The following is an 11,175-nucleotide window of genomic DNA, read 5'->3' as shown; positions in this document are numbered from 1 at the left end:
TCGACCGCTCCACGGCCGGCTTCGACGACGAGGGGCGGTGCGTCGCCGCACGCCCCTTCGTGCTGCCTGCGTCAGGCGCCGAGCTTGGCGAGGATGAGCTCGCGGGCCTTGCCGGCGTCGGCCTGGCCCTTCATCTCCTTCATCACCTGACCGATGAGCGCACCCGCGGCCTGGACCTTGCCGCCGCGGATCTTGTCGGCGACGTCGGGGTTGGCCTCGATGACCTTGTCGATCGCTGCCTCGAGCGCACCGTCGTCCTGGACGAGCTCGAGCCCGCGGGCGTCGGCGACGGCGGTCGGGGTGCCCTCGCCGTCGAGGACACCCTCGAGGACCTGACGGGCCATCTTGTCGTTGAGGCGACCGGAGCCGACGAGCGACTCGAGCTCGGCGACGTGCTCGGGCGTCACACCCGTCTGCTCGGCATAGGTCGCGAGGTCGACGCCCTCGGTGTTGGCGCGACGCGAGGGCTCGCCGAGCCACCACTTGCGGGCAGCCTGCGGCTTGGCGCCGGCCGCGACGGTGGCCTCGATGAGCTCGGTGGCACCGGCGTTGAGCACGTCACGCATCTCGAGGTCGGAGTAGCCCCACTCCCCCTGCAGCCGCTTGCGGCGCTGCGCCGGCGGCTCGGGCAGGGTGGCGCGCAGCTCCTCGACCCACTCACGGCTCGGGGCGACCGGCACGAGGTCGGGCTCGGGGAAGTAGCGGTAGTCCTCGGCGTCGGACTTCTCGCGGCCGCTCGTCGTCACGCCGGTGTCCTCGTGCCAGTGGCGCGTCTCCTGCAGGATCGAGCCGCCCTCGGTGAGCACGGCCGCGTGGCGGCAGACCTCGTAGCGGACCGCGCGCTCCACGGAGCGAAGGGAGTTGACGTTCTTGGTCTCGGTACGGGTGCCGAGCGGGACGTCGAGCTGGGCCTGGTTGGAGGGATCAGCCGAGTCGCCGGCCTTCGGGCGAAGGGAGAGGTTGACGTCGCAGCGCATCGAGCCCTGCTCCATCTTCACGTCGGAGACGTCGAGGGCACGCAGCAGGTCACGCAGCGCGGCGACATAGGCCTTCGCCACCTCGGGGGCCCGCTCGCCCGCGCCGACGATCGGGCGGGTGACGATCTCGATGAGCGGGATGCCGGCGCGGTTGAAGTCGACGAGCGAGTACTCGGCGCCCTGGATGCGACCGGTGGAGCCACCGATGTGCATGCTCTTGCCGGTGTCCTCCTCCATGTGGGCCCGCTCGATCTCGACCCGGAAGGTCTCGGTGCCCTCGCCCGAGGCCGCCGGGATCTCGACGTCGAGGTAGCCGTCGAAGGCGATCGGCTCGTCGTACTGCGAGGTCTGGAAGTTCTTCGGCATGTCCGGGTAGAAGTAGTTCTTCCGGGCGAAGCGGCACCAGTCGGCGATCTGGCAGTTGAGCGCCAGGCCGATGCGGATCGCGGACTCGACACCGGTCGCGTTGACGACCGGCAGCGCGCCGGGCAGGCCGAGGCAGACCGGGCAGGTCTGGGTGTTGGGCTCGGCGCCGAAGACCGTGGCGCAGCCGCAGAACATCTTCGTCGCGGTGCCGAGCTCGACGTGCACCTCGAGACCCATGACGGGGTCGAAGGTGGCGAGGGCCTCGTCGTAGCCGAGGACCGCGTCGGTGGTGGTCGTCGCCATGTCTCAGGCTCCCTTCGTGATGGCCAGCTCGGGGGCCTGCTCGAGCAGGTGCCCACCCCAGGCGGAGACGAGGCGCTGCTCGAGGGCGGCGCCGACGGTGTAGAGGCGGTCGTCGGCCATGGCCGGCGCGAGGATCTGGAAGCCCGCGGGCAGGCCGTCCTCGGCGAGACCGCTCGGCAGGGACATGCCGGGCACGCCCGCGAGGTTGGCCGGGATCGTCGCGATGTCGCCGCGGTACATCGCCAGCGGGTCGTCGGACTTCTCGCCGAAGCGGAAGGCGGTCGTCGGGGCCGTCGGCGAGACGAGGACGTCGGCGGTCTCGAAGGCCCGCGCGAAGTCGTCGGCGATGAGGCGGCGGACCTTCTGCGCGCTGCCGTAGTAGGCGTCGTAGTAGCCCGACGAGAGGGCATAGGTGCCCAGGATGATGCGGCGCTTGACCTCGTCGCCGAAGCCGGCGTCACGGCTGGCGGCCATGACCTGCTCCGCGCTCGGGGCGTCGACGCCCTCGGGCCCGACCCGCAGGCCGTAGCGCATCGCGTCGAAGCGGGCGAGGTTGCTGCTCGCCTCGCTCGGCATGATCAGGTAGTAGGCGCCGAGCGCGTGGACGACGTTGGGCATCGAGACCTCGACGACCTCGGCACCCGCGTCGAGGAGGTGCTGGACCGACTCGTCGAAGCGCGCCTGGACGAGCGGCGAGAAGCCCTCACCGGTGAGCTCGCGGACGATCCCGATCTTCATCCCGGCGACGTCGGCACGCTGCGCGGCACCGACGACATCGGGCACCGGCTGGTCGACCGAGGTCGAGTCGAGCGGGTCGTGCCCGGCCATGACCTCGTGCAGCAGCGCCGTGTCGAGGACGGTGCGGGCACAGGGGCCGGCCTGGTCGAGCGAGGAGGCCATCGCGATGAGGCCGTAGCGGGAGACGCCGCCGTAGGTCGGCTTGACGCCGACCGAGCCGGTGACGGCCGCGGGCTGGCGGATCGAGCCGCCGGTGTCGGTGCCGGTCGCCAGCGGCGCCTGCCACGAGGCGACGACCGCGCTGGAGCCGCCGCCGGAGCCGCCGGGGATGCGCTCGAGGTCCCAGGGGTTGCGGGTCAGGCCGTAGGCCGAGTGCTCCGTCGAGGAGCCCATGGCGAACTCGTCCATGTTGGTCTTGCCGAGGATCGGCAGGCCGGCTGCCTTGAGCTTGCTGACGACGGTCGCGTCGTAGGGCGGGATCCAGCCCTCGAGGATCTTCGAGCCGGCGGTCGTGGGGATGCCGGTCGTCGTCATGACGTCCTTGACGGCGATCGGGACACCGGCGAGGCGGTGGAGGCTCTCCCCCTTCGCCCTGCGCTCGTCGACGGCGCGGGCCTCGGCGAGGGCGGACTCGCCGGCGACGTGGAGGTAGGCGCCGACCTGCTCGTCGACACCCTCGATGCGGTCGAGGTGGGCGCGGGTGATCTGCTCGGAGGAGAGGTCACCGGAGGCCAGCGCGTCGGCGAGCGCGGCAGCGGTCATGCGGGTGGGGTCGCTCACGTGGGGTCCTTCGGCTCAGTCTTCGGTGAGGATGCGCGGCACGGCGAAGCGCTCGACCTCGGAGGCCGGCGCCATGGCCAGGGCCTCCTCGGGGGTCAGCGACGGGCGCACCTCGTCCGGGCGGGTGACGTTGACGATCGGCATCGGGTGGCTCATCGGCTCGACGCCCTCGATCGGAGCCTGCTGCACGGCCTCGACGGAGGAGATGATGGTCGCGAGCTCGCCGACCATGCGGTCGAGCTCGGCGTCGGAGAGGTCGATACGGGCCAACGAGGCCAGATGGGCCACGTCGTCGCGAGAGAGGTCAGCCATGCGGGACAGTCTAGGTTCCGGCGAAGGGGGCGGCGTCCCCGGTCGTCGCGGACCCAGAGGTGACCTCCGGGTACGACGATCACCTGCGTCGGAGGGGCCCGACTCTCCACCGGGGTGTCAGGGCTCGCCGGGTCGGCGACCGGGACCTGGTCGTCGTACCCGCAGGTCACATTGCTCCATGGTGCGGATGACCACCGCCCGCACCCACTCGGGCCGGTACATCACCATCTCCCAGGTGAAGCGCAGCACCAACCATCCCTGCGCGATGAACCGGTCGTAGCGATAGCAGTCCTTCTCGAGGCCGTCGAGCTGGCCGTGCCACTCGAAGGAGTCCGCTTCCAGCACGAGACGCAGCTCCTCGTCCGCCAGGTCCACGGTGCCGACCTTGCCCTCGTCGTCATGGATCTCCACCTGTGGTCTGACCTGCAGACCGGGGATGTCCGACACGATCCAGCGCAGGACGGACTCGAAGGGATTGGCGGCCTCGGAGCTGGCCATGCCGATGACCGACTCGGCACGAGAGCGGTAGAGGTTGGGCAGACCTGCAGCAGCCAGCAGGAGCTCGTCCTGGGTCACCATGCCCTCGCGCAGCGCCGAGTCGACGATCGCGAGCGCCTCGTCCTGGGGTAGCTGACCGGCGCAGTCGAGCGCGGTCCGGACCCGGTCGGTGACCCAACCGTCGTCGCGATCACCTGCGGGGACATCGCGGTACCGCACGTCAATGCGCCGGCGGACGCTCGCTGGAACGGCACGCCCGCGAGGCACGGCCACCTGTGGGCGGGTCGGATACCACTTCATCCGCCACCCCCAGCGAGCCGCCGCGGACTGCAGGACCGCCGTCCCAGACATCTGGTGAGCGGCCCGGCGCGCGGTCTGGGCCACGTCCTCGAGCGAGACGCGCTCCCCGATCGATGGCACGAAGGGGAGGGCGTAGCGGCCCCGGCTGTGCCGGACGACGCGCTGCCCGGCCAGGGCCCGACGCAGTGCACCCTCGGTGACATGGGTCAGCAGCTCTGCTCGCGTGGCAACTCCCCCGAGCTGTGTGATGACCTCCTCCGGCTGCATGCCTCGATCTTGCGGGCATCGGCCGCCCGCGTGCTCCCGCTTGTCCACAGCCCACGGGCAGACCTGCCCGCAGGCCGAGCGGAGTGACCTGCGGGTACGACGATCACCTCTGCGCAACACCTCCGAACAACCCCTGGAAGGTCAGGGGCCCCGGCACACTCATGTCGGCACCTGATCGTCGTACCCGCAGGCAACCCCGGGACGCAGGTCTGCGGGAGCGACGGGCGCTCGCTAGAGGACCGGGATGGTCTCGCGGGTGCGGGACACCGTCTCGTGGTCGACCTCGACGACGAGGAGGTCCTCCCCGCCACCGAGCCGCGCCCGCACCTCGCCGGTCGGGTCGGCGAGCGCGGAGCGACCGATGCCATAGGGACCGCGCACCGACTCCGGGGTCCAGGCCTGCCCGACGGCGAGCAACCAGGCCTGGGCGTCGTGCGCGCGAGCCCGGGTGAGCAGGTCCCACTGGCTCGCCTTGCCGGGCCCGTCCCCCCACGAGGCGGGCAGCACGACGAGCTCGGCACCACGCCGACCCAGCTCGGTGAAGTGGTCGGCGAAGCGCACGTCGTAGCAGGTGGCCAGGCCGACGGACCAGCCGTCGACCTCGACGGTGCGCACCTCGTCGCCGGGCGCCACCGTGTCGGACTCACGGCTGCCGAAGGCGTCGTAGAGGTGGATCTTGCGATAGGTCGTCTCCTCGACGCCACCGCCGGTGACGAGCAGCGTGTTGTGCACTCGCGAGCGCTCCCTGCCCTCGGCGGTCGTGATCTCGTCGGCGGGGGTGAACATGCCGACGACGAGGGTCACGCCGTGCCGCGCAGCCACCTCGCGCACACCGTCGGCAAAGCGCCCGTCGAGGGGCTCGGCGGCGGTGTCGAGCCGACCGGCGAAGGAGGCCATCGCCGCCTCGGGGTGGACGACGAGCCGGGCACCGGCGTCCGCGGCCCGGGCGGTCCACTCCCCGAGCGTGACGAGGTTGGCGGCCGGGTCACCGGTGGCGGACCACTGGCATCCGGCCAGACGCATGACGGACGAAGGGGAGGTCACGCTGCTCCCCCCTTCGAACTGGAGTCGGCCTCGGCACGCCGGGCCATGTCCCGGGCCGCGGCGAGCACCACCTCGTCACGGCACCCGGCCGCGAAGCCCTCGATGCGGCGGGAGATCTCCCGGCCGAGGAGCCGCTGGCCGATGGCGTGGGCGATCCGCTGGAGCAGACGGGGACGCAGCCGCACGTCGTAGGTGTACTTCCACACCGCGAGCGCGCCGTCGCCGTCGGGCTGGAAGCGCCACCCGCCGCCGAAGCGCTCGAAGAACCACGGGCCGCTGACCATCGTCATGCCCACGGAGGTCGGCGGGCGCCACGAGACGTACTCGCTGACCATCGACGGCGACAGCGGTCCGAGGAAGGAGGTCCGGGTGAAGGTGCGCACCCCCACGCCCGGCTCGCTCGCCCCGTCGAGGAAGTGCTGCTCGCGGATGAAGGGGTCCCATCGCCTGCGGACCGACCCCGTCGTCTGCGACACGGCGTAGGCGAGCTCCGGCGGGACCGGCACGTGCACATCTGCGCTGACCTGCGGCATGCCTCCACCTTAGGGTGGGCGGCATGGCGACTCTCTTCACGAAGATCATCGAGGGTGAGATCCCCGGACGGTTCGTGTGGTCCGACGAGACCTGCGTGGCCTTCCTGACGATCGAGCCGCTGACCGACGGCCACGCGATGATCGTGCCGCGCGCCGAGATCGAGCAGTGGACCGACGCGGACGAGCAGACCTGGGCGCACCTGCAGCGCGTGGCCGGCATCGTCGGTCGGGCCCAGCAAGCCGAGTGGGAGGCGCCGCGGGTCGGCATGCTCCTCGAGGGCTTCCTGGTGCCGCACCTGCACATCCACACCTGGCCGGCCTTCTCCCCCGAAGACTTCGACCCGCACGCCCCGATGCGCGACGTCAGCGACGAGCGCTTCGAGGCCGCCGCCGAGCGGCTGCGCGCGCGCCTGCGGGCCGACGGCCACGGCGAGCACGTCCCCGGCCCGGGGGCACTGCCCGCATGACGTCCCGCCTGAGCAAGCTGCTCACCTTCCTCGCCGCGATCGCCGCCTTCGGCTTCGCGGGGGTCGGTGGGGTGTGGCTCCTCCTCTCCTCCGGCGACGTCTGGCCCGCGCTCTTCTGGGGCGTCCTCTGGGGCACCGTCGTCACCGTCACCCTCGTCGCCTTCATCGGCTTCCTCCGCGAGACCAACCCCGACGGGATCGCCGGCGACCACGTCGTCGTGGCGCCGCCGACCACACCCCTGCCCCCGGCGACCGACAAGAGCGCCCCGTGGCCCTACGAGTGGCTGGCACCGGCGCTCGCCACGGCCTTCGAGGGCACGCCCTACGTCGTGCGCTCCAACGGCCACTCCGTGCTCGTGCACGCCGATCTGGCCGACGCGCGCTGGCAGCACCTGGCGACCCGGCGCCACCTCGAGCACGCCTTCGTCGCCCGCTTCACCCCCACGGACAAGCCCGGGGTCGTCAAGCGCACCGACGAGTCGCGGCAGGTCGAGTCGCACGCCGGGGCCACCGGCCTCGGCGCCCAGATCGAGGTCCGCTCCGGCCGCGAGTTCACCCGCACCAGGCGGGTGGAGTACGGCCTCGGGCTCGACGGCTTCAAGAAGCAGGTCGACTACGACTTCTCCACCGCCGAGATCAACGTGCCGGTCAAGGAGATCATGCGGCGCGCCGGCTGGCGCGAGGCGCTCGACTCCGAGACGAAGGGGGCGCTCGTCATGGGCGCGATGGGCCTGTCCGCGCTCCTGCTCGTCCCCCTCGCCCTGGGCATCAAGGCCCTCGTCGGCTGACCGCTCCGCAGACCGCATGTGGCCACGACCCCCTTCGGGGTGTAGGCATGGGGCATGGCTACCACCGCATTCAAGGGCAATCCCGTCACCACCGTCGGCGAGCTGCCGGCCCCCGGCGCCGATGCGCCGTCCTTCGACCTCGTCGGCGACGGTCTGTCCGCGCTGACCACCGCCGACGTGCCCGGCCGCGTCGTCCTCAACATCTTCCCCAGCATCGACACCGGCGTCTGCGCCGCGAGCGTGCGCAAGTTCAACGAGCTCGCCGCGAGCCTCGACAACACGACGGTCGTCAACGTCAGCAAGGACCTCCCCTTCGCCCAGGCCCGCTTCTGCGGCGCGGAGGGCATCGACAAGGTCAAGGTCGGCTCCGCCTTCCGCTCCTCCTTCGGCGAGGACTTCGGCGTGACCATGGCCGACGGCCCGATGGCTGGCCTGCTCGCCCGCTCGGTCGTCGTCGTCGACGCCGACGGCAAGGTCCTGCACACCGAGCTCGTTCCCGAGATCACCCAGGAGCCGGACTACGACGCCGCGGTCAAGGCCCTCGGCTGACCCGACTCCACGAGAGCGAAGGGGGGTGCACCAGTCGGTGCGCCCCCCTTCGTCATGCCCGCACGGTGCGGGTGACGAGATAGCTGCGGTCGCGGGCGAGGATCTCCGTCGGCCCCACCTCGCGCAGCCGCGGCAGGTAGGGCAGGTGCGAGTTGTAGACGAGGACGAGCTCGCCGCCGGGCCGCAGCACCCGCTTCGCGTCGGCGATCATCGCCAGCGTCGGGGTCGAGTCCTTCGCGGTGCCGACGTGGAAGGGGGGATTGCTCACGATCGTGGCGACGGACGCGTCGGCCAGGTCCGTGAGCCCGTCACCTCGGCGCACGTCGACCGCGCCGGCCGTCGTGAGGCGAGCCGAGGCGACGGCGGCTGCGGAGACGTCGATCGCAGCGACGTCGTCGAAGCGTCGGGCGAGGACGGACGCGAGCACCCCTGTGCCGCAACCGAGGTCGACGACGGTGCCGTCGGTGTCGGAGAGCCGGTCGAGCTGCCCGAGGAGCAGCCGGGTGCCCGCGTCGACGCGTGTGCCCGGCGAAGGCCGCGCCGTGCGCGTGGATCGTGAGGTCGAGGTCGGCGTGGTGTCGCTGCCTCGGCCAGGCCTGCTCGACGGTGCGGGGGCCGGCGGCGTGCAGCACCCGTGACTTCTGCCGGCCGAGGCTGGCGTGCACCTGCTCGAAGCTCGCGCCGAGCACCTCGTTCATCGACGGCGTCATGTGCTTGACCCGACCACCGGCGACGAGGCGCACGTCGTCCGTGCCGAGCAACACTGCGGTGCGGGCGATCTCGTCGAGGGCGTCGAGCGACTTCGGCAGGCGCAGCACGACGAGCGCGGCGCCGGTGAGGGCCTCGGCGAGGTCCGGCACGACCTCGCCCCCGCCCGCTGCACCGGCAAGCGCCTGTGCCACCTGCCGCTCGGCGACGAGGGAGTCGCTGTGCGCGACGACCTGCTCCCCTGCACCCGCCCAACCCTGCAAGACCCTAGGGTCCTGCAGAGTTGACGCCCCGGCCCGCTCGACGAGCGCCCGGGCGAGAGCCCCGGTCTCGTCGCCGAGCACGACAACCCGCCCCGCGGGGACCTCACCCAGCTCGTCGAGGAGCAGCCGGTCCACCGGGTCGAGCTCGGCGACCATCAGTCGCGTCGGCCCTTGCGGTGCGGCTTCTTGTCGAAGGACTTCTTGCCGTAGGGCGGCTTGTCACGGCGCGGCCCGCCGCGACCGCCACCGCGCTCCTGCCACTCACGCAGCTCGATGAGCTGCCCCGAGATCCGCGTGCTGCGCAGCCGCTCGGCCGTGCCCTCGGGCAGGGTCGCCGGCAGCTCGACGATCGAGTGGTCACCCCGGATGTCGATGTGGCCGAAGTCCTCGCGACGCAGACCCCCTTCGTTGGCCAGGGCGCCGACGATCTGCCGCGGCTCGACCTTGTGCCGGCGACCGACGGCGATCCGGTAAGACCCCATGGGGCCCGAGGAGCCGCGCGGACCACGGTCACCGCGGCGCCCCCCTTCGCCCTCACGGTCGCGGCGGGGACCACGGTCGTCGCGCTCGCGAACGGGGCGGCGCACCGGGTCGGGTCGAGGAGCATCGGCTCGTCGCCCTGCAGGACGATCGCCAGCGCGGCCGCGACATCGCCCTCGGGCACGTCGTGCTCGCGCACGTAGTGGCCGACGACGTCGCGGAAGGTCGCCAGGTCGGGCGAGGAGAGGGCCGCGGTGATCCGGTCGTCGAGCTTGCCCAGCCGACTGGCGTTGATGTCCTCGACGCTCGGCATCGACATCTCGGTGAGCGTCGTGCGCGTGGCCTTCTCGATCGCCTTGAGCAGGTGACGCTCGCGGGGGGTGACGAAGGAGATCGCGTCGCCGGAGCGACCCGCGCGACCGGTGCGGCCGATGCGGTGGACATAGGACTCGGTGTCCGTGGGGATGTCGTAGTTGACGACGTGGCTGATCCGCTCGACGTCGAGACCGCGGGCGGCGACGTCGGTCGCGACGAGGATGTCGAGCTTGCCCGACTTGAGCTGGCTGACCGTCCGCTCGCGCTGCGCCTGCGCGACGTCGCCGTTGATCGCGGCGGCGGAGAAGCCCCGCGCCCGCAGCCGCTCCGCGAGCATCTCGGTCTCGTTCTTCGTGCGGACGAAGACGATCATCGCCTCGAAGTTCTCCACCTCGAGGATGCGGGTGAGGGCCTCGACCTTCTGCGGGTAGGAGACGAAGAGGTGACGCTGGGTGATGTTGGGCGCCGTCGTCGTCTTGCGCTCGACGGTGATCTCGAGGGCGTCGGTGAGGTACTTCTTCGAGATCCGGCGGATCTGCGCAGGCATCGTCGCGCTGAAGAGGGCGACGTGCTTGTCCTCGGGCGTCGCGGACAGGATCGTCTCGACGTCCTCGGCGAAGCCCATCTTGAGCATCTCGTCGGCCTCGTCGAGCACGAGGAAGCGCAGCTGCGACAGATCGAGCGTGCCCTTGTCGAGGTGGTCCATGATCCGCCCCGGCGTGCCGACGACGATGTGCACGCCGCGCCGCAGGGCGCTCAGCTGCACGCCGTAGCCCTGGCCGCCGTAGACCGGGAGCACGCGCACGCCGGGCATGCGGGCCGAGTACTTCTCGATCGCCTCGCAGACCTGCAGCGCGAGCTCGCGGGTCGGCGCGAGGATGAGCGCCTGCGGCGCCTTCTGCTTGGGGTCGAGGCGGCTGAGGACCGGCAGCGCGAAGGCCGCCGTCTTGCCGGTGCCGGTCTGCGCCAGGCCCACGACATGGCGTCCCTCGAGCAGCGCCGGGATGGTCGCGGCCTGGATCGGCGAGGGCCGCTCGTAGCCGATGTCCCGCAGGGACCGCACGACCCGGTCGTCAAGGCCGAGGTCGGCGAAGGTCGGGCCCTCCGGCTCGGTCGTCTCGGTCGTCTCGGGCGCGTCAGGGGTCGTGCTCTCGGTGCTCACCCCCCGACCGTAGTGAGGTCGGGCCCCTGTGCGCCAACGGCGGGGTTGGCGAAGGGGGCCCCTTTCCCCTTCGTCGTCCGGCTCCAACCCTGCACGACCCTAGGGTTGTGCAGGGTGACCCGCTCCCGGGTTCAGCGGCCGAGCACGAGGTCGACGGTCAGGTCGACGTGGCCGAGGTGCTGGTAGAGCTCCTCGATGACGTGCAGGACGACGAAGCCCTGCGTCGTCGGCTCGGGGTCGCCCTCCTCCCAGCCGTCGGGCCCGCGGCGCCGCGCCGGCGTCGTAGTCGGCGAGTCCGTCGACCAGCGCCGCCGCTGCGCGGCGC

11 protein-coding genes and 2 pseudogenes are annotated in these 11,175 nt (G+C 71.8%); 3 read left to right on the top strand and 10 right to left on the bottom strand.

The genetic code is table 11. The annotated features are described in order from the left end of the window. Positions 1-71: 71 nt before the first annotated feature. The 6 genes from gatB to AC2W7J_RS10260 all read right to left on the bottom strand — a co-directional run bounded on the left by gatB (position 72) and on the right by AC2W7J_RS10260 (position 6,118). Positions 72-1,646 carry an Asp-tRNA(Asn)/Glu-tRNA(Gln) amidotransferase subunit GatB gene (gene gatB, locus AC2W7J_RS10285; protein ID WP_485982285.1) on the bottom strand — a complete coding sequence of 525 codons (1,575 nt, stop codon included), beginning with the start codon at positions 1,644-1,646 and terminating at the stop codon, positions 72-74. A 3-nt stretch (positions 1,647-1,649) separates the two neighbouring features. After that, positions 1,650-3,164 carry an Asp-tRNA(Asn)/Glu-tRNA(Gln) amidotransferase subunit GatA gene (gene gatA, locus AC2W7J_RS10280; RefSeq protein WP_485982284.1) on the bottom strand — a complete coding sequence of 505 codons (1,515 nt, stop codon included), beginning with the start codon at positions 3,162-3,164 and terminating at the stop codon, positions 1,650-1,652. Between the two features lie 15 nt (positions 3,165-3,179). Next, positions 3,180-3,476: an Asp-tRNA(Asn)/Glu-tRNA(Gln) amidotransferase subunit GatC gene (gene gatC / locus AC2W7J_RS10275; protein WP_255185676.1), complete on the bottom strand. Its 297-nt coding sequence runs from the start codon at positions 3,474-3,476 to the stop codon at positions 3,180-3,182. A gap of 117 nt (positions 3,477-3,593) precedes the next feature. Continuing rightward, positions 3,594-4,541 (bottom strand): DUF559 domain-containing protein, encoded by a 948-nt coding sequence (locus AC2W7J_RS10270; protein ID WP_255185675.1) that lies wholly within the window; start codon positions 4,539-4,541, stop codon positions 3,594-3,596. A 231-nt stretch (positions 4,542-4,772) separates the two neighbouring features. Next, positions 4,773-5,585: a carbon-nitrogen hydrolase family protein gene (locus tag AC2W7J_RS10265; protein ID WP_485982283.1), complete on the bottom strand. Its 813-nt coding sequence runs from the start codon at positions 5,583-5,585 to the stop codon at positions 4,773-4,775. Beyond that, positions 5,582-6,118: a type II toxin-antitoxin system RatA family toxin gene (locus AC2W7J_RS10260; RefSeq protein WP_485982282.1), complete on the bottom strand. Its 537-nt coding sequence runs from the start codon at positions 6,116-6,118 to the stop codon at positions 5,582-5,584. The genes AC2W7J_RS10265 and AC2W7J_RS10260 overlap by 4 nt, the downstream gene beginning before the upstream one ends. Positions 6,119-6,141: 23 nt before the next feature. Here AC2W7J_RS10260 and AC2W7J_RS10255 point away from each other — a divergent pair, with 23 nt between their 5' ends. From AC2W7J_RS10255 to tpx, 3 genes are read left to right on the top strand one after another with little or no spacing between them, the layout of a single operon-like run. Then, the gene (locus AC2W7J_RS10255) at positions 6,142-6,585 is read left to right on the top strand and encodes an HIT family protein (RefSeq protein WP_255185673.1); all 444 of its coding nucleotides are present in this window, start codon (positions 6,142-6,144) and stop codon (positions 6,583-6,585) included. Continuing rightward, positions 6,582-7,373, top strand: coding sequence for a hypothetical protein (locus tag AC2W7J_RS10250; RefSeq protein WP_255185672.1), 792 nt, complete (start codon positions 6,582-6,584; stop codon positions 7,371-7,373). The genes AC2W7J_RS10255 and AC2W7J_RS10250 overlap by 4 nt, the downstream gene beginning before the upstream one ends. A 54-nt stretch (positions 7,374-7,427) precedes the next feature. Then, positions 7,428-7,922 (top strand): thiol peroxidase, encoded by a 495-nt coding sequence (gene tpx, locus AC2W7J_RS10245; protein WP_255185671.1) that lies wholly within the window; start codon positions 7,428-7,430, stop codon positions 7,920-7,922. 52 nt (positions 7,923-7,974) lie between these two features. Here the strand turns inward: tpx and AC2W7J_RS10240 are convergent, their stop codons facing one another. The 4 genes and pseudogenes from AC2W7J_RS10240 to AC2W7J_RS10225 all read right to left on the bottom strand — a co-directional run. Further along, the gene (locus AC2W7J_RS10240) at positions 7,975-8,421 is read right to left on the bottom strand and encodes a class I SAM-dependent methyltransferase (protein WP_485982286.1); all 447 of its coding nucleotides are present in this window, start codon (positions 8,419-8,421) and stop codon (positions 7,975-7,977) included. 181 nt (positions 8,422-8,602) lie between these two features. Further along, a pseudogene (locus AC2W7J_RS10235) lies at positions 8,603-9,049 on the bottom strand (hypothetical protein); the annotation flags it as partial. Beyond that, positions 9,049-10,850 (bottom strand): annotated as a pseudogene (locus AC2W7J_RS10230) (DEAD/DEAH box helicase). The pseudogenes AC2W7J_RS10230 and AC2W7J_RS10235, both read right to left, overlap by 1 nt. A 131-nt stretch (positions 10,851-10,981) precedes the next feature. After that, a partial coding sequence (locus AC2W7J_RS10225; RefSeq protein ID WP_485982281.1) for a hypothetical protein occupies positions 10,982-11,175 on the bottom strand: 194 nt, incomplete at its 5' end.

It is taken from the genome of Janibacter sp. CFPM2_SD2, from assembly GCF_057364645.1.
This window is presented reverse-complemented; position numbering and strand designations above follow the sequence as displayed.

Bases quoted from the DNA above. Each gene is read 5' to 3' on its own strand.
- gatC (WP_255185676.1), bottom strand. From the start codon at position 3,476: ATGGCTGACCTCTCTCGCGACGACGTGGCCCATCTGGCCTCGTTGGCC.
- gatB (WP_485982285.1), bottom strand. From the start codon at position 1,646: ATGGCGACGACCACCACCGACGCGGTCCTCGGCTACGACGAGGCCCTC.
- tpx (WP_255185671.1), top strand. From the start codon at position 7,428: ATGGCTACCACCGCATTCAAGGGCAATCCCGTCACCACCGTCGGCGAG.
- AC2W7J_RS10270 (WP_255185675.1), bottom strand. From the start codon at position 4,541: ATGCAGCCGGAGGAGGTCATCACACAGCTCGGGGGAGTTGCCACGCGA.
- AC2W7J_RS10255 (WP_255185673.1), top strand. From the start codon at position 6,142: ATGGCGACTCTCTTCACGAAGATCATCGAGGGTGAGATCCCCGGACGG.
- AC2W7J_RS10260 (WP_485982282.1), bottom strand. From the start codon at position 6,118: ATGCCGCAGGTCAGCGCAGATGTGCACGTGCCGGTCCCGCCGGAGCTC.
- AC2W7J_RS10250 (WP_255185672.1), top strand. From the start codon at position 6,582: ATGACGTCCCGCCTGAGCAAGCTGCTCACCTTCCTCGCCGCGATCGCC.